Here is a 16,960-nt window from a genome sequence, read left to right as displayed (position 1 = left end):
GAAATCTATGCTTCCCGAAGGTTCAAGCCGTACAGCGGCTTGCGAGTGTTTCCAGCATCGACTGGCAGGCCGAAATTTCGCCCGTCGTTATGAACTCGTCCGGCTTGTGGGCGCGGCCGATATCCCCTGGTCCGCAGATGATGGCGTCGATGCCCGCCGCTTGGAACAGCCCCGCCTCCGTGCCGTAGCTGACGGCGGCGAGACAGGGGGTGCCGGTCAATTCCTCCAGAAGCAGAACAAGCGGAGCATTGGCTGCAAGCGAAAGCGCCGGATAATCGCTCATAGGCGTCCATTCGATATCGACACCCTTTGCTGCAAGAGCCTCGACGCTTGCGCGAACCGGCCCGAGCAGTTCAAGCGGCGATGTGCCGGAAATCGCCCGCGCTTCCAGCTCGATGGCCGAGAAATCGGGGATGATGTTGATCGTCTGGCCGCCCTTCATCGTGCCGATCTGCAGCGAGGAGTAGGGTGGCTCGAAAGTCGCTTCAAAGGGGCCTTTCGTCAGCTCATGTGCCGTCTCTACGGCCTTTGCCATGATACCGGTCATCAGGTGAATGGCATTCACCCCCTGATCAGGCCGGGACGAATGGCCGGAACGGCCACGGATGGTAATGCGAGCTGCTGCTTTGCCCTTGTGTGCACGAACCGCCCGCAAATTGCTGGGCTCGCCGATGATTGCGCCCGCCGGTGCGGCGCAAAGTTCAGGCAATCTGGCGAGAAGATGCGGAACGCCACGGCAACCCGCCTCCTCGTCATAGGAAAAGGCGATATGCACGGGACGTTTCAGCGCCATGCGCGAAAATGCAGGCGCCGCGGCGAGAACCGTAGCCAGAAAACCCTTCATGTCGGTGGTTCCGCGCCCGTAGAGACGATCATTTTCCGCCCGTAGCGTAAAGGGATCGGAAGACCATTCCGGCTCGCTGGCGGGCACGACATCCATATGGCCGGACAAAACATATCCGGCGCGATCGGCCGGGCCGAAGGTGGCGAAGAGGTTGGCGCGGTCGCCCTCCGGTCCCGCAAGCAGCGATACTTTCGCGCCGTGGCTTTCAAGATAATCGGCGATCCAGCCGGCAATATCGCCATTGGCGGTTCCAACGACCGACGGGAAACCGACGAGACGCTCAAGGATTTCGATTGCGTTCAATGGTCGTCTCCGCTGACCGGATTGTCATCCCGAAAGCTTAGAATGGACTGCGACGTTTATCTGCTGAAATGCGAATGATTTCGGTAGATTGTTGTGACCTTCCAGTGCTTTCAGAAAATTCGTGCTGGCGTAACCGGCTACCGTCGGATGTCGTGGGCTAGGCCGGGACCGGATGAAGGTTCTGAGCCGTAGGGGATGAGGGCCGTTGGTTATGGACCTGCTCAAAGTCGATAGTTTCGAGCTGCGGACCGTGGATATCGCGGACGTGGATGCCGATCATCTGCATGCACTCTCCATGGCCGTCGGATGGCGATATCACGCGAATGAATGGTGTTTTCTGCGGCAATGCGGCGTGGGTCTCGCTGCGCTCGATGAGATCGACCGTGTTGTCGCAACCGCGATGCTCTTTCCCTATGATCAGGGGTTTGCGACGCTCGGCATGGTCATTGTTTCGCCCCGTTTGCAGGGGCAGGGCGTAGCACCATGGCTGGTGCAGAAACTTGTCGCGAAATTTCCCACTGTCTCCCTGCGGTTGAACGCGACGGGAGCGTCGCGGCGGTTGTTTTCAAGGTTGGGTTTTGCCGGTGATACGGAAAAAGTATATCTGTTCCGGGGAAGGGCGAATTGCCTTTTCGAGATACCGCCGCCCGGCAGAAAACAACGAATAGAGCCGTTATCCGCAGGTCATCTGACTGATGTGGTGGAACTAGACCGGGCGGCTTTTGGCGTTTCGCGCCGGAACGTTTTGCAGCGACTTTTGACGCAGAATGCGGGTTACGGTGTGTTTGAGGCGGACCGTCTTACCGCTTTTGCGCTGCGCCGTGCGGCGGGGCGGGGCCACATTATCGGTCCGGTCGTTGCGGGTGCGGACATGGATGCGATTGCACTCGTAAGGCGGCATTTTACCGATCTTGACGATGAGCTGGTGCGTCTCGACACCATCAGCGACAACAATCTCTTTATTGATTTTATTGCGCAATCCGGCTTGGTGGTGATTGAAACCCTTACCACCATGTCCAAAGACGCACCTCAACCGGCGCCCTCCGGCGCTACAAAAATTTTCGCGTTGGCGGGTCCGTCTTTGTGCTGAGCTGCAGCACTATCGCAATTGACGCCCCGGCGCTTGCCCCTTATGTCAGAAAGCGACGGTTCCTGAAGCCGAAGGGCAAAGGGATTAATAGGGAACATGGTGCGGGTGATTTCTATCGCCCAATGCCGTGGCTGCCCCCGCAACTGTAAGCGGATTGCCGCTCATCCTCGTGACGCCTGAAAAGCGTCATGCCACTGCACCCTTCAAGGTGCGGGAAGGCAGATGAACGGCGCATATTCGTGAGCCAGGAGACCTGCCGTCATAATATTGACCATCGTTACGGGCGGGGATGCCCGGAAGAGGAGCTGATTATGACCTTTCCGTCCGCGGAAACGTATTTAGAGTCCCGTTCTCCATCTCCACACTTGTTGTCGCTCTGTCACTACGCGTTTTGACGCGCGGCCTGCGGATCACGCCACTTTATTTAGACTGGAGAACATATGTTTCATTTCAAACGCCTGCCGGTTTCCGCCGGTCTTCTGGCTGTCGCATTAGCGGCCTTGCCCGCCGGTGCCGCTCAGGCTGCCGAAACCGCCTATCCGCTGACGATCAATAGCTGCGGCCACGAAATCACCTTCAAGCAGGCGCCCGCCCGCACAGTATCGGTCGGCCAGAGCACGACCGAGGTTCTCTATCTGCTCGGCGTGGCCGACAAGGTGGTAGGCACGGCGCTGTGGATCGGCCCGGTTCTGAAGGGTTACGAAGACGCCAATGCCAAGGTGGAGCGGCTTGCCGACAATGATCCGAGCTTCGAGGCGGTGGTTGGCAAGAGGCCGGACCTCGTGACGACGCAGTTCCAGTGGCAGATCGGTCCCGAAGGCGTTGTCGGAACACCGGAGCAATTCGCCGAACTCGGTATTCCCGTTTATACCTCCCCTGCCGATTGCATGGGCAAGGACAATTCCGGCGGCGGCGACGGCGTGCGCAAGTCCGTTTTCACCATGGACCTGATCTACCAGGAGGTCCGCGACCTTGCGAAAATTTTCAACGTGCAGGATCGCGGCGAGGAAGTCGTTGCCGACCTGAAAAAGCGTGAGGAAGCCGCCCGCGCCAAGATCGCTTCGGCGAATGGCAAGATTTCAGCAGTCTTCTGGTTCTCCAGCGCCGAGCTGGATATCGATCCTTACGTGGCGGGCCGCAATGGTGCGCCGGGTTACATCATGTCCGCGCTCGGACTGAAGAACGTTATCGAAAGCGATGAGGAATGGCCGACTGTTGGCTGGGAAACCATCGCCAAGGCCAATCCGTCCGTGATCGTTGCCGGCAAGATGGACCGCCGGCGGTTCCCCGCCGATGACGTCGCCGTCAAGCTCAAGTTCCTTGCTACCGATCCGGTTGCCAGCATCATGCCCGCCGTCAAGGCGGCCCATGTCTTCGAAATGGACGCGCAGGCGATGAACCCGACCATCCGCACGATCGAAGGCATTGAAACGCTGGCCGAGGCGATTTCCACAGCCGGTCTCGCCAAGTGAACGGTCTTTCCGTCAATCTTGGCAGGGCGGGTCTGGCTTTTGCCGCACTCGCCCTGCTGCTCGTCGCGCTGATGGCCGGTGCGGCCATCGGCGAGACTGCCATTCCGTTCGACGTGGTGGCAAAGACCATTGCCAATCGTGTCTTCCATGCGGGTTATCCGCTGGAGCCGCTGGATGAGGGCATCGTCTGGAGTTACCGCCTCAGCCGCGCCGTTGTTGCCGCGTGCTGTGGCGCCTCGCTGGCGCTGGCCGGTGCGGTGCTTCAATCACTTCTGCGCAACCCGCTCGCCGATCCCTATATCCTCGGTATTTCCGCAGGCGCCTCAACCGGGGCCGTGGCCGTGGCGCTTCTGGGCTTCGGAGCGGGGTTCCTGACGATGCCGGCCGGCGCCCTGATCGGGGCTTTTGTGGCTTTTTCGCTTGTCAGCCTTCTGGCGGTGCGGGCAGGGCACGGCAACAGCGCCATCATCCTGGCGGGGGTCGCCGGTTCGCAACTGTTCAACGCCATGACGTCGTTCATCGTCACCAAATCCGCCAATGCCGAACAGGCGCGCGGCATCATGTTCTGGCTGCTGGGCAATCTTTCGGGCGTGCGCTGGCCGGATGTCTGGCTGGCTTTGCCGGTCAGTATTGCGGGTCTTGGGGTGTGCCTCTGGTACGCACGCGCGCTTGATGCTTTCGCTTTCGGCGGTCAGGCAGCAGCTTCGCTCGGTATTCCAGTGCGCCGGGTCTATGCGGTGCTGATCTCGGTTTCGGCGGTCATGACGGCAGTCATGGTGTCGCTGGTCGGTTCCATCGGCTTCGTCGGTCTCGTCATCCCGCATGCGGCGCGCATCTTCGTTGGCGTTCGCCACGGCATGTTGCTGCCGGTGACGGCGCTGACCGGTGCAATTTTCATGATCATCGCAGATATCCTCTCGCGCACCGTCATTCCGGGGCAGGTGCTGCCGATCGGCGTGATCACTGCGCTGGTCGGCGCGCCCGCCTTCGCCTTTATTCTCGGGCAGAAGAGAGGCCGGTCATGAAATTATCCGCCCATGATCTGCATTTCCATGCCGGCAATCTCGACATTGTGCGCGGTGTTTCGCTGGAGGTCGCCACGGGCGAGTTTCTGGGTATCATCGGGCCGAACGGTTCGGGCAAAAGCACGTTGCTTTCCATGCTGGCCGGCATTCGCATGCCGCGTCGGGGTCATGTCATGCTTGGTGAGGAACGGCTTGCCACATTCGGGCGGCGCGAACTTGCCCGCAGGCTGGCCTTTGTGGAGCAGCAGGCCGAAACCACCGAGCGCATCAGCGCGCGACAGGCCGTGGAACTGGGGCGCACGCCCTATCTCGGCCCGCTTTCCGCATGGTCGCCAAAGGACGACGCCATCGTCGATGCGGCGCTCGGAAATGTCGATATGGCGGACAAGGCCGAGCGAAACTGGCATCACCTTTCCGGCGGCGAACGCCAGCGCCTGCACATTGCCCGCGCATTGGCGCAGGAGCCGCATATTCTGCTGCTGGACGAACCGACCAACCATCTCGATATCGGCCACCAGATCGGTCTGCTCGATCTGGTGCGCAGGCAGGGACTGACGGTTGTGGCGGCGCTGCATGATCTCAATCACGCCGCCATGTTCTGCGACCGCGTCGCCATCATGCATCGCGGTGAAATGATCGCTGTCGGCCCACCGCGCGAGGTCCTCACCTCTTCGACCATCGCCGATGTGTTCGGGGTGCAATCCGTCGTCACCACGGATGAAAGCGGATTTTCACATATTCGTTTTCTGCCGGCCCACGGTGCGGCCGATCACGCAAGGAAAGCAACGGCACGATGATGAAATTGAAAAGACTTGTAAATCTCCGCTTTGGCGCGCGGCAGCTTTGCGTTTCCGCGGGACTTGCCATGGTTGTGGCCACAGGGTTTTCCATTCAAGCCGTAGCCGAGACCTTCGAGATAAAGATGCTGAACCGTGGCGAAAAGGGCTCCATGGTGTTCGAACCCGATTTTCTGGAGATCGCTCCCGGCGACCGCGTGCGCTTCGTGCCGAGCCACAAGAGCCATAATGCCGCGACGATCGATGGTATGGTTCCCGAAGATATTGAAGGTTTCAAAAGCCGGATCAACGACGAATTCGAGACCGGTTTCGAAAAGCCAGGCTTTTACGGCATCAAATGCTCGCCGCATTACGGCATGGGCATGGTCATGCTGATCAAGGTGGGGGACGCGGTTTTGCCGCAGAGCTACAGGACGGTAGAGGTCCCAGGCCGGGCGAAGCCGCGCTTTGAGGAGCTATTCGAGCGGGCGGAAAAATGAGGTCCCTGCATCGCGTTTTCATGCGTCATGCACGACTAGATCCGGCATCCAGCCAAGGCGCGTCTGCACCGTGAGAAACTATTATTAAGCGATCAAGGACTTGGTCGCACTGGACCCCGGATCACATCCGGGGTGACGGAGAGCTGGGCGGCAGCTTGGTGGCTTTGGTCGCCCTATCCCTTGCCGGACGTGTGCGGCTTCACGGCGCATATTGCATAACGGTGCTGCAATCCCCGCAAGATGCCTTTCAGCAGACTGAAATTTTTCGCCTGGGCACGATGAATGGCCTGAAGTTCCTGATCGATGGCAACGGGCTCGAAGCCGGTTTCACGCAACAGCGCTGCAACGTCACCAGCTCTTGCACCCTGTGAAAAATAGACCCGCGATAGAATGCTGTTGAAGGTGTTTTCCGGATCCGCCGGCTTGTGCGGCTGGTCCGGCTTCACAAGGCCGATGCTTTCCAGACCCGCCGCCAGCTTCTTGACCAGTCTTTCGCGCCAGCCGGTGTTGACGAAATCGCCATCGACGATCAGCAGGCGTCCGCCGGGTTTCAAGACACGGAACCATTCGGCAAAGCTTGCCTTCGGGTCCACCAGCGTCCAGACCAGATGGCGGGTGATGATGACGTTGGCGCTTTCGTCCGGCTCCATCGTGTTTTCGGCGTCGCCGACAAAAAAGCGGATATTGCGCCCGCGGGTTTTCGCTTTCGCCCTTGCAAGCTCCAGCATGGTTTCCGACCAATCCATGCCGGTGACCTGAAAACCGAGATCGTCCATCAGGTGCGAGATAACGCCGGTGCCGCTAGCCAGATCCAGCGCCTTGCGGCCTTCTCCCTGGCCCAGATGCTTCAAAACCAGCGCGTGCCAGGCCTTGCGCTCTTCTTCGGAGAAAATCTCATGACCCGGGGAAAGGTCGAAAGTCGCGGCGCGGCCGGACCAATAGGTTTTGATTTCGTCTCTCAGGCTGTCGTTTTTGCCATAGTGGATAGTGTCGATCATCGGTCTTCAGCTCACATACCGGTCAGTTAAGAATGGCTCTAAAACATAAAACTTGACTAGTATAGTCAGAAAATAATACAGCCGCGCCAGTCAACACTGGAGAGCAATATCCGATGCGCATCTCAGCCAAATCCGCGGCACTTGCCCTTGGCCTTCTCGTATCCGCAGCGTGGCCTGCATTGGCCGAAAAGGTCACCGTCAAGGATGTGACCGGCCGCGACGTGGAAGTCAATGTGCCCGTTTCGCATGTGATCCTCGGCGAAGGCCGTCAGATCTATTTCCTGGCGGCGCTCGACAAGGAAAACCCTTTCCAGCACGTTGTCGGCTGGCGCGACGACCTGGCGAAAGCCGACCCGGAAACCTATGCGGCCTATCTTGCCAAGTACCCTGATATTGCCAAGCTGCCGACCTTTGGCGGCATGAAAGACGGCACCTTCGACATCGAGCAGGCCATTTCGCTGAAGCCAGACGTGATCCTGATGAACATCGACGCGAAGACCGCGACGCAGGAGGCCGGTTACATCGAGAAGCTCGAAAAGGTCGGCATCCCGCTTGTTTACGTCGACTTCCGCGAAAAGCCGATGGAAAACACCGAGCCGAGCATGCGTCTGATGGGCCAGCTGACCGGCAAGGAAAAGATCGCCGAGGACTTCATCAAGTTCCGCGCGGACGCCATCGCCAAGGTCACCGATACGCTCGAAAAGGCCAATCCGAAGAAGCCCGTCGTGTTCGTCGAACGCGCCGGCGGTTATTCCGACGATTGCTGCATGTCCTTCGGAAACGAGAATTTCGGCAAGATGGTCGAACTCGCCGGCGGCATCAACATGGCCAAGGACATCATTCCCGGCACGTTCGGCAACGTCAATCCGGAACAGATCATCGCCTCCAATCCGGAACAGATCATCATCACGGGTGGCAACTGGAACGGTTATGTTCCCGGCGGCAACTGGGTCGGTGTCGGTTATGGCGCGGATATGAAGGAAGCCCACCGCAAGCTTGAAAACCTGACCAAGCGCCCGGCTTTCACCGGGGTACAGGCGGTCAAGAACGGCAATGTCCACGCCATCTGGCACCAGTTCTACAACAACCCGTATCAGTTCGTGGCCATTCAGGAAATCGCCAAGTGGCTGCACCCGGACCTCTTTAAGGATCTCGACCCCGAGGCGACCTTCAAGGAGCTGCATGCCCGCTTCCTGCCGCTCGACTACAAGCCCGGTTACTTTGTGTCGCTGAAGGACACGAAATAAGACAGGGACGGTGAAGGGGAGCGCCGTCCGATCGATGGATGAAGCCGCAGCCATGCGGCTTCATCATTTTCTTTTGGAACTAAGAGGACTTCTCATGCGGCTTAACGCTCTCAGGCATCTTGCGGTGCTGGCTTTGTCTCTTCTCGCTTTGCCGGCTTATGCCGGAGAAATCACCGATGTCACCGGACGCAAGGTCGAGCTGGACCTGCCGGTCAAACGTGTCATCGTCGGTGAGGCGCGCCAGATCCACGTCATCGCGGCGCTCAAGGGCGACCAGACCTTCGACACCATTGTCGGCTGGCGTGACGATCTCCTCAAGAAGGACCCTGACAGCTACGCCGCCTATGTCGAGCGCTTTCCGCAGATCGAAAAACTGCCGCGCTTCGGTTATGTGCCGCAGGGCGATTTCAGTCTGGAAACGGCCATTACCCTTTCGCCTGACGTGATCACCCTCAATCTGGAAGCGGAAAAATCCGCCAAGGAAAGTGGTTTCGAAGAGAAGGCCGCCGCCGCCGGAATCAAGATCGTCTATCTCGATTTTCGCATCGATCCCGAAAAGAACAGCGAAGCCTCGATTGAAATTCTCGGGAAAATGTTTGGCGCCCAAGAGCGTGCAAAGGAATTCATCGCCTATCGCCGTGCAGAAATCGCCCGCGTGACCGACCGGCTCGCCAGCGTCAAGGACCTGAAGCGTCCCGGCGTCTTCATCGAGCGCGCGCCCGGCATTTCCGGTGAAGACAATTGCTGCCGCACCTTCGGCCCGGTCAATTTCGGCGCGATGGTCGATCTCGCTGGCGGCCATAATATTGCCGACGGCATCATCAAGACGACGTTCGGCGATCTCAATCCCGAGCAGCTCGTCGTTGCCGATCCGGATCATGTCATCGTAACCGGCTCAAACTGGGCAGCTGAATCCGACATCAACCAGTTCGTTCCCGTTGGACGCGGAGCCGACATGGCTCTTTCCCGGAAAAGACTGACAAACCTGATGAAGCGCACGCCGTTTCCGGAACTGAATGCTGTCAAACAAGGCAATGTCCATGCCGTGTGGCACCAGTTCTACGGCGCGCCCTACGAGTTCTTTCCGATTCAGCAATTCGCCAAGTGGTTCCATCCCGAGCTCTTCGCCGATCTCGATCCCGAGAAGAATTTTGAGGACTTTCACCGGAAATTCCTGCCCGTCACCTACAAGCCGGGCTACTTCGCATCCCTCGAAAAAGGTTCGAATGAATGAGTTCGTTGAATGAAATCGCCGTTGGCGTAAGTGGGCGCGATCAATATCGCGCCCTTGCCGCACGAAGAATCGTTATTCTCTTCGGGCTTTTCATCGCCCTTTGTTTCAGTATGGCTGCCGACATGGCACTTGGTCCGGCGCGCTACACGATATCAGAAGTTCTGGCGACGATTGCCGATCCGGCTGCTGCTGCAAACCAGCTTCGGGTGGTGATATGGGATATCCGCATGCCGATTGCGCTGATGGCGGTCACCGTCGGCGCGTCGCTTTCGGTTGCGGGCGCACAGATGCAGACCATCCTGTCCAACCCTCTCGCCAGCCCGTTTACGCTCGGCATTTCGGCCGCCGCCAGTTTCGGCGCCGCGCTGGCCCTTGTTGGCGGCGTTGCGATCTTTCCCGGTGCCGTCCAGTATATGGTGCCGATCAACGCCTTCATCATGGCGATGATTGCCGCCCTGTTCATTCATTTTGCCTCGACGATGCGCGGCGTAACCGTGGAGACTATCGTCCTTCTCGGCATCGCGCTGGTGTTCACCTTCAATGCCGCATTGTCGCTGCTTGAATATCTGGCTTCCGAACAGGCGCTCGCCGCCGTCGTTTTCTGGACCATGGGCAGCCTGACCAAGGCCACGTGGGAAAAGGTCTATATCACCGGTGGTATTCTTCTCGTTACGGTGCCGATGTTCATGCGCAACGCATGGGCGCTGACGGCGCTTCGGCTGGGTGACGACAAGGCAGCCAGCATGGGCATCAATGTGCGTCGGCTGCGGCTGCAGACCATGCTGACGGTCAGCCTTCTGGCCGCGATTCCGGTTTCTTTCGTTGGTACCATCGGTTTCGTCGGGCTTGTCGGCCCGCACATAGCCCGCATGGTGGTGGGCGAAGATCAGCGCTTCTTCCTGCCGGGCTCGGTGATCTGCGGTGCGCTGCTGCTTTCGGCAACCTCTGTCATCAGCAAGATACTCATTCCCGGCGCAATTCTGCCAATCGGCGTCATCACGGCGCTGGTTGGCGTACCGTTCTTTTTCGCGCTCATTTTCGGCAACAGGAGACGCGCATGGTAGCGCTCGCATTGAAGGATGTCGGCGCTGCCTACGGCCGCACGACTGTTCTCTCCAAGGTCGGCATCGATACGCTGGAAAGCGGCAGTGTCACGGCGGTTATTGGCCCGAACGCTGCCGGCAAGTCCACGCTTTTCAAGCGCATCGCCAGCCTGATCTCCGGTCCCGGGCTTGTCGAGTTGTCAGATACGGCACGCGGCAACCGGGCCATCTGCTACATGCCGCAGGACACCGGCGCCAACGCCGTGCTGACGGTTTACGAATCCGTGCTTCTGTCCGCCAAGCAGGGCGGCGGGTGGCGTGTTCACGACGATGAGCTGTTTGAGATCGACGCTATTCTCAAGGCGCTGAAAATCCACGATCTCGCCTTCCGGGGGCTCGGCGAATTGTCTGGCGGTCAGCGGCAGCTTGTGTCCCTGGCGCAGGCGCTGGCCCGCAAGCCGGAGGTGCTGTTGATGGACGAGCCGACATCTGCTCTCGACCTCCACCGGCAGGTCGAGGTTCTGGGGTTTGTGACCGACCTTGCCCAGAAGACTGGCATGATCGTGCTGATCGCCCTGCACGACCTCAATCATGCGCTTCGTTATTGCGAGAATACGATGGTGATCGCGCGCGGCGAAATGGTGGTGAGCGGCAGCACCGAGACGGTGATAACCCCGGCCATGTTGCGCGATATCTACCGCATCGATGCGCGCATCGAACCCTGTTCGCAGGGCAGGCCGATGGTCATAGTCGACGGCGCTATCTGACGCTATCACACGACCCGGCCGCGCCTGCCGCCGGGTCTGCGAGTCTCTGGCTGTTGCAGGGCCGCGACCGCACAAATTCTTGATAATAATAGTCATGAATAGCTGTTCGGTCGAGAGTTTGGGTGCTAGAGGTTTAGACGGGAAAACTGCTTTGTCGTTTGGGGGCTTGCAGTTTCGTTTATCCTTGAAATTTCTCTCGGTTGAGACATGGGCATACGGGAAGATGACAAGCGTTATAACGCTTACGTCGCGCACAGGGTTGACCTGATCAAATACGCCACGCTTATTTTAGGGTCGCGGGCGGACGCGGAGGACGTGGTTCAGGAGGCATTCCTGAAATTCGTTCCCGAAGGTTCCGGCAATCCTTCCAACCTCAAATCCTATCTTTTCCGCATCGTCCGCAACCTCGCCCTCGATAATCGCCGCCGCAACCGGCAGGACCTGCGGGAGCGGCCCGACGATACCCCGTTCTGGGGCATACCGCAGGGTCACGGCACACCAGAAGAGCATGCCCTGTTCTGCGACGAGGTCCGGCAGATGCAGATTATTTTGGCCTCTCTGCCGGTCCAGGCGCGTGTGGCATTGGAAATGCATAGATTTGGCGGCTACAATATGGAAGAGATCGCCCGTCACCTCGGCGTATCCGTGGCTAGCGCCCACCGTCTGATTAAGAGTAGTATTGCCGCCATTACCAAAGAAATGCAGTAAAATAGCCTTTATTGTTTCATCTTGTGAAAAAAAGTTCTCCCTCAAACGTCTTTATAGCAACACGGAAGACGAGGCATCTCCTCCGCCCAGTCAAAGGAACTGACCGGCTCAATGACAATTGATCCCGATAAAAAAATAACATTGCCGACCGGGAAGGCGGAAGAGGCTGCCGACTGGCTGATACGCCTGCAGACGGGTTCGGCGGAACCGAGGCTGAAGGCGGAATTTGATCAATGGTTGGCTGCTTCGCCGGCAAATCGTCTGGCCTGGGAGCGGACATGCAAGACTTGGCGCAATCTCGGTCTGGTCGAGCCGGGTTTAAAGAGCCTCTGGGAAGACGCGCCGCACCTGCCTGGCGTTGCCGGAAAACAGGCATCGCGACGGCGCTGGTCCTTGCGGCATTATGCCGGCATGGCGGTGGCAGCAGTGTCTCTCTGTCTTGCGGTGCTGTTCGTTCCCACGCTTTTCGTCCATATCAAGGCCGAATATCAGACCAGTACCGCAGAGAGCCGCACCATAACCCTTGAAGACGGCAGCAGGGTGCAGCTTGCCGCGGCAAGTGCGCTTACCACTGATTTTGCCAATGGCCGCCGTAATGTGAAGGTGCTGAAGGGCGAAGCTTTTTTTGATGTCGTGCCGGATAGCGACCGTCCCTTTGTCGTGGAGGCGAAAAACCTGACCGTCCAAGTGCTCGGCACGGCTTTCGATGTCGACATGACGGATGGCGTGACGCAAGTCGCGCTTGCGCATGGTTCCGTGGAAGCTTCCTTCCGCAACGCGCCACCAACGCGGCTCGTTCCGGGTGAGATGCTGGTTGTCGACGCCTCCGGTGCAATCCGGAAAGAGACCGTTCCCGTCGAGGATATTGGTGGCTGGCGCAACGGCGAGCTTTACGTTGTGGATGCGACGATCGGTTCTGTCGTCGAGCAAATCCAGCGGTATCATCCCGCATGGCTGACGATGGCGGACAAGACGCTTGCAGAGCAGCGTGTGACTGGCTTCTACAATCTTCGCGATCCGGACCGTGCGCTGGAAGCATTGGTGGAACCCTATAAGGGCAAGGTTCATGCAATTGCCAATACTGCCCGCATCATCACCCGTTTCTGAAGCGCAATAAAACAAAAAATCGTATTTATTTTCAGTCGTTTATAAAAAATTCTCCGAAACCCTGAAAAAAACTGCCGAGGCAATCGTCTTTTTGTTGAGTAATCCGGTCAAGATATAGCCGGAGCGAAGACAGGAAGACAAAAGCAGCATGCGCCTCCAGATACGTAAGAACGGTTCAGGGAAAAACGCGGCAAAGCCGGCACGTATGACCGTGCTTTTGGCGACAACGGCGGTGGTCGTTTCAATGTCGGTACCGGCTTTTGCGCAGAGCGGACCGAATGCCGCCAATGGTCAGCGCTCCGGTGGTGAGCAGGGTGCAACGCGGCCTTTTAATATTCCCGCCCAGCCGCTGTCCTCCGTTGTCGGCGTTTTCGGGCGGCAATCCGGTCTGCAGGTTACGCTTGCCACACCGTCCGCCGGCAATGTGCGCACCAATGCCGTTACCGGCAGTTTTACGGTGCGGGATGCGCTGTCACGGCTTCTGGCAGGCACGGGCGTGAATTTCCGGTTTGCCGGAAATGGCAGAACTGTCGTCATCGGCTCGGACCAGGCCACTGCCGATCTTTCCAGGGCGGAAGGCACCACCGTTCTGGAAGAAATTACCGTGACGGGAAAAACCGGACGCAATTCCATTGCCGGCACCGGTTATCAGGGAACGCCCGACTGGGTTTATGAAACACCCGCCAGTGTCAGCGTCGTCAGTCGCGAGGCGATCCAGTCCGCCGGCGTGCGCAACACGCGCGATGTCTTCAACCGCGTCTCCGGCGTCTATGCCGGTGAGGGCAACGGCAGCTTCCCGACCGTTTCGCCCAATATACGTGGCTTGCAGGAAAGCGGCCGCGTGGTCGTCTCCATCGATGGTGCGCGGCAGAATGCGCAGCGTGGTTTCAGCACCGGTGGCGCCTCGATTTATTCTGCCAATAACGGCCAGGCCTATGTGGATGTGGCCTTCATCCGCGCCGTCGAAGTGGAAAAAATGACCAATGCCACATCCGGCAATGCCGGTTCGCTGGGCGGAAAGGTCGAGTTCCGCACCGTCAACGCCGTCGATCTCATCCCTGAGGGTGCAAACAAGGGCGGAGAGGTGAATGTTTCCCGCGGCACCAATGGTTACGATTTTCAGGGTTCGGTTCTGGCCGCAGTTCGTGAGCCGAATGGCCCTCTCTCCCTTGTTGCCGGTTACAGCCGCACGATCATGGATGAATACAAGATCGGAACCAAGGGTGAGGCCCGAAGCACCGCTTTGACGATGAAGGACCTGCTCGGCAGGGACGGTTGGTCGACATTTTTCAAGGGCGAAGGTGACTTCGGGGATGTGCAGACTTCGTTGTCATGGATGCACCAGCAGAATGACTTCGTGCAGGGTGCCGCCGAACAGATAGACCGGGAGAGCGTGCGTAACGACAGCGTCGTCGCGAAGCTGGACTGGGACCCCGAAAGCGAACTCATCGATTTCAAATCTTCGTTGTGGCTGAACGACAATATGACGCACGAACTGCGTGCAGAGCGTATTGGGTATGCCGCTGAGACGAATCTTGACATGGGCTTACGCAGTTTTGGCGTCAGTGTCGAAAACACCAGTCGCTTCGATACAAAAGCGGGTGCGTTAAGTTTAAATTATGGTGGGGAAGCATTTCGGGATATTGCATCGTCGATTGCCACCAGTTCCGCAATTAGCGAGAATCCCTCGTTCGCGAGTAGCTACACGGCTTTCAGTCCTGCCGGACGGCGTGATGTTGCCAGTCTGTTTGTAAACGGTGAATTAGAGCCCGCCGATTGGATCAAGCTGAGTGGCGGCGTGCGTTATGACTGGTCACGTCTGAAGGGATCGGCGACTTACTACAATCAGGTAACGGTTGCGACGGGTTCAAACCGTGTTGTAGGCGCGATAGACAATTATCTCACCTATGTATCGCAATACTCGCGGCCGACTTACGATCGTGTCTACGCGATCTGCACCACGGGTGTATTTGGTGGTCGCACTTTCACTGCGACACAGAGGGCAGGTTCCTGCAACACTCTGAACAACGTCTGGCCTGCAACCAGGGGTGAAATCATCAACGGCCAATGGCGGGATGCTGGAACTACGTATTTTGATACGACTTATTCGACGGAGTATCCCTCTTACGACGTGGAAATAGACCGTACCTACAGTGCCTGGCTGCCGTCCGCTACGATAGAACTGAAACCCGTTGACTGGTTCCGGCCTTATGCGAGCTATTCCCAGAGCCTGCGACCGCCGACAATTCTCGAGGCTTTTTTTGCCGGCGCACGCCCTGGAGATTCGGCCGGCTACGAATACGCCCCGAACCAGTCCCTGCGCGCGGAAAAAGCGACGACCTACGAAATCGGCGCGAATATGAGCTTTGACGGCGTGCTGCTGGACAACGATTCCGTCCGCATCAAAATGGCCGCCTTTCGCCGTGAGGTTAAGGATTATATCGCTCTCGGTTATCTCGTTACGGATCAGGTGGCGGATCGGACCTATACCAGCTTCGTCAATCTCGACGGCACGACCTATATGCGCGGCCTTGAATTCGAGGGCAATTACGATGCGCGAAGCTTCTGGCTTGGTGGCTCAGCGACGCTGCTGAAGACCGACTGGCCGGACAACACGCAGGTATTTTCCAACGGCACCACCACGACAAGCGGCGAGATTGTCGCATGGCCAGGCGATGTTGCGCCCAAGGTGAAGCTTACGTTCGATGGCGGCATGCGTTTCTTCGACGAAAAATTCTCTCTGGGTGCGCGGCTCAACCATGTCACGCCGACACAATCGCGGACGCTCGATACGGAGGGTAATCTGCGGGAGGTAACCGATCCCTACACGACGGTGGACCTATACGGCTCCTATGCCTTCAACGAAAAGGCGACGCTTCGTTTCGCGGTCAACAACCTGACCGACCGCAAATACATCCCGGCAGCCAGTGCCTATACCGCACCGGGCCGCACTTTTGTCGCGACGATGAACGTGAAGTTCTGATGCGCGGAAGAAATTCTCCGGGCTGGGGTTGCAGCCCGTCCCGGAGATGAAACGCCTTCGTCACATGACAAAGGTATCCCTATTGGCCAGCAAAGGAGTACACCTATGGCTACCACAATTCAACTGACGCAGTCTTCCTCCGACTTGATCGGTTACCTCAACGGTTGGACGAGCGGTTTCGGTTCGACCTATGGTGCGTTCTACGACGCTCAGACCAGCTCTCTCGCCACCACCACTATCGATCCGAACACGACCTATGAGGCGTGGGGCGATGGCAGCAACGGTGGCAAGGGCATTGTCATGAGCGGTGCCCTGCAATACTCCCAGGGCAACCTGACAGGTTCGGTCGACAGCATCGTTCTCGGCACCGGCTACAGCCAGTCCACCAGCGGCATCGCCGTCAGCCAGCAGGAACTGCTGATCGATCCCGACGGCTCCTACTCGCTCGCAGGCGCGCGCGATCTTCTCGATCTCGCCGTTTACCAGCTTGCCCGTTTTGGCTCGCTGGCTGGCTTCTATGACTACTTCGCGGCTACCGGCACTGTGATCGAAGACACTGCTTCCTCTAACACCCTTACGGGTTTTGCTGGTAATGATACGTTCGTTTTCTCTGGCGGCAGTGATGTTGTACAGGCTGGCCCGACCGGAACATACGGTTATCAGGACGGCACCGACAAACTGGATATTTCCGCTTGGGGCGCCGGAAGCATCGATGACGTCATTGTAGGCAGCAATGCAAACGGAGACGCAGTTATTGAAAACATCTTTGGCGGCGACAGCATCACTCTCGTTGGTGTAGATTCCAGCGTACTCGACGCATCGGACTTCATTTTCGCCAGCGCATCGGCGCTTGCCGCTTAAAG

15 protein-coding genes and 1 riboswitch are annotated in these 16,960 nt (G+C 58.3%); of the genes, 13 read left to right on the top strand and 2 right to left on the bottom strand.

Annotation, left to right across the window (positions count from 1 at the left end):
- Positions 1 to 22 precede the first annotated feature (22 nt).
- Entirely contained in the window at positions 23 to 1,147 is a 1,125-nt protein-coding gene (gene argE / locus ASD46_RS12200; protein ID WP_060642318.1) for an acetylornithine deacetylase, read from the bottom strand.
- A 211-nt stretch (positions 1,148 to 1,358) separates the two neighbouring features.
- Here argE and ASD46_RS12195 point away from each other — a divergent pair, with 211 nt between their 5' ends.
- From ASD46_RS12195 to ASD46_RS12175, 5 genes are all read left to right on the top strand, one after another.
- Entirely contained in the window at positions 1,359 to 2,237 is an 879-nt protein-coding gene (locus tag ASD46_RS12195) for a GNAT family N-acetyltransferase (protein WP_060642317.1), read from the top strand.
- Between the two features lie 39 nt (positions 2,238 to 2,276).
- Positions 2,277 to 2,513, top strand: a riboswitch (cobalamin riboswitch).
- A 164-nt stretch (positions 2,514 to 2,677) separates the two neighbouring features.
- Positions 2,678 to 3,709, top strand: a complete 1,032-nt coding sequence (locus ASD46_RS12190) for an ABC transporter substrate-binding protein (protein WP_013761640.1) — start codon at positions 2,678 to 2,680, stop codon at positions 3,707 to 3,709.
- Positions 3,706 to 4,734 carry a FecCD family ABC transporter permease gene (locus ASD46_RS12185; RefSeq protein ID WP_003511052.1) on the top strand — a complete coding sequence of 343 codons (1,029 nt, stop codon included), beginning with the start codon at positions 3,706 to 3,708 and terminating at the stop codon, positions 4,732 to 4,734. Before ASD46_RS12190 ends, ASD46_RS12185 begins: the two co-directional genes overlap by 4 nt.
- On the top strand, positions 4,731 to 5,531 hold the full coding sequence (locus ASD46_RS12180) for an ABC transporter ATP-binding protein (RefSeq protein WP_035199503.1): 801 nt from the start codon (positions 4,731 to 4,733) through the stop codon (positions 5,529 to 5,531). Before ASD46_RS12185 ends, ASD46_RS12180 begins: the two co-directional genes overlap by 4 nt.
- Entirely contained in the window at positions 5,528 to 6,010 is a 483-nt protein-coding gene (locus ASD46_RS12175; RefSeq protein WP_060642316.1) for a pseudoazurin, read from the top strand. The genes ASD46_RS12180 and ASD46_RS12175 overlap by 4 nt, the downstream gene beginning before the upstream one ends.
- A 173-nt stretch (positions 6,011 to 6,183) precedes the next feature.
- On the opposite strand, the gene ASD46_RS12170 is transcribed toward ASD46_RS12175, so the two are convergent.
- Positions 6,184 to 7,008, bottom strand: a complete 825-nt coding sequence (locus ASD46_RS12170; RefSeq protein WP_060642315.1) for a class I SAM-dependent methyltransferase — start codon at positions 7,006 to 7,008, stop codon at positions 6,184 to 6,186.
- A 113-nt stretch (positions 7,009 to 7,121) separates the two neighbouring features.
- On the opposite strand from ASD46_RS12170, the gene ASD46_RS12165 reads away from it, so the two are divergent.
- The 8 genes from ASD46_RS12165 (at position 7,122) to ASD46_RS12130 (ending at position 16,958) form a co-directional block, all read left to right on the top strand.
- Positions 7,122 to 8,255: an ABC transporter substrate-binding protein gene (locus tag ASD46_RS12165; protein ID WP_060642314.1), complete on the top strand. Its 1,134-nt coding sequence runs from the start codon at positions 7,122 to 7,124 to the stop codon at positions 8,253 to 8,255.
- Between the two features lie 94 nt (positions 8,256 to 8,349).
- On the top strand, positions 8,350 to 9,489 hold the full coding sequence (locus ASD46_RS12160) for an ABC transporter substrate-binding protein (RefSeq protein WP_060642501.1): 1,140 nt from the start codon (positions 8,350 to 8,352) through the stop codon (positions 9,487 to 9,489).
- A complete protein-coding gene (locus tag ASD46_RS12155; protein ID WP_019564724.1) occupies positions 9,486 to 10,553 on the top strand; it encodes a FecCD family ABC transporter permease in 1,068 nt (355 codons plus the stop codon). The genes ASD46_RS12160 and ASD46_RS12155 overlap by 4 nt, the downstream gene beginning before the upstream one ends.
- Complete coding sequence (locus ASD46_RS12150) at positions 10,547 to 11,299, top strand: ABC transporter ATP-binding protein (protein ID WP_003511038.1); 753 nt, start codon at positions 10,547 to 10,549, stop codon at positions 11,297 to 11,299. Before ASD46_RS12155 ends, ASD46_RS12150 begins: the two co-directional genes overlap by 7 nt.
- A 207-nt stretch (positions 11,300 to 11,506) precedes the next feature.
- The gene (locus ASD46_RS12145; protein WP_013761633.1) at positions 11,507 to 12,007 is read left to right on the top strand and encodes an RNA polymerase sigma factor; all 501 of its coding nucleotides are present in this window, start codon (positions 11,507 to 11,509) and stop codon (positions 12,005 to 12,007) included.
- A gap of 111 nt (positions 12,008 to 12,118) precedes the next feature.
- A complete protein-coding gene (locus ASD46_RS12140) occupies positions 12,119 to 13,114 on the top strand; it encodes a FecR family protein (protein ID WP_060642313.1) in 996 nt (331 codons plus the stop codon).
- A 148-nt stretch (positions 13,115 to 13,262) separates the two neighbouring features.
- Positions 13,263 to 16,097: a TonB-dependent receptor gene (locus ASD46_RS12135; protein ID WP_060642312.1), complete on the top strand. Its 2,835-nt coding sequence runs from the start codon at positions 13,263 to 13,265 to the stop codon at positions 16,095 to 16,097.
- 105 nt (positions 16,098 to 16,202) lie between these two features.
- Entirely contained in the window at positions 16,203 to 16,958 is a 756-nt protein-coding gene (locus ASD46_RS12130) for a hypothetical protein (protein ID WP_013761630.1), read from the top strand.
- Positions 16,959 to 16,960 lie beyond the last annotated feature (2 nt).

The organism is Rhizobium sp. Root491 (assembly GCF_001427205.1).
Lineage (GTDB): Bacteria > Pseudomonadota > Alphaproteobacteria > Rhizobiales > Rhizobiaceae > Agrobacterium > Agrobacterium tumefaciens.
This window is presented reverse-complemented; position numbering and strand designations above follow the sequence as displayed.

Excerpts from the sequence above, each read along its gene's own strand:
- ASD46_RS12195 (WP_060642317.1), top strand. The coding sequence starts at position 1,359 with ATGGACCTGCTCAAAGTCGATAGTTTCGAGCTGCGGACCGTGGATATC.
- ASD46_RS12190 (WP_013761640.1), top strand. The coding sequence starts at position 2,678 with ATGTTTCATTTCAAACGCCTGCCGGTTTCCGCCGGTCTTCTGGCTGTC.
- ASD46_RS12180 (WP_035199503.1), top strand. The coding sequence starts at position 4,731 with ATGAAATTATCCGCCCATGATCTGCATTTCCATGCCGGCAATCTCGAC.
- ASD46_RS12175 (WP_060642316.1), top strand. The coding sequence starts at position 5,528 with ATGATGAAATTGAAAAGACTTGTAAATCTCCGCTTTGGCGCGCGGCAG.
- ASD46_RS12170 (WP_060642315.1), bottom strand. The coding sequence starts at position 7,008 with ATGATCGACACTATCCACTATGGCAAAAACGACAGCCTGAGAGACGAA.
- ASD46_RS12165 (WP_060642314.1), top strand. The coding sequence starts at position 7,122 with ATGCGCATCTCAGCCAAATCCGCGGCACTTGCCCTTGGCCTTCTCGTA.
- ASD46_RS12160 (WP_060642501.1), top strand. The coding sequence starts at position 8,350 with ATGCGGCTTAACGCTCTCAGGCATCTTGCGGTGCTGGCTTTGTCTCTT.
- ASD46_RS12155 (WP_019564724.1), top strand. The coding sequence starts at position 9,486 with ATGAGTTCGTTGAATGAAATCGCCGTTGGCGTAAGTGGGCGCGATCAA.
- ASD46_RS12150 (WP_003511038.1), top strand. The coding sequence starts at position 10,547 with ATGGTAGCGCTCGCATTGAAGGATGTCGGCGCTGCCTACGGCCGCACG.
- ASD46_RS12145 (WP_013761633.1), top strand. The coding sequence starts at position 11,507 with ATGGGCATACGGGAAGATGACAAGCGTTATAACGCTTACGTCGCGCAC.
- ASD46_RS12140 (WP_060642313.1), top strand. The coding sequence starts at position 12,119 with ATGACAATTGATCCCGATAAAAAAATAACATTGCCGACCGGGAAGGCG.
- ASD46_RS12135 (WP_060642312.1), top strand. The coding sequence starts at position 13,263 with ATGCGCCTCCAGATACGTAAGAACGGTTCAGGGAAAAACGCGGCAAAG.
- ASD46_RS12130 (WP_013761630.1), top strand. The coding sequence starts at position 16,203 with ATGGCTACCACAATTCAACTGACGCAGTCTTCCTCCGACTTGATCGGT.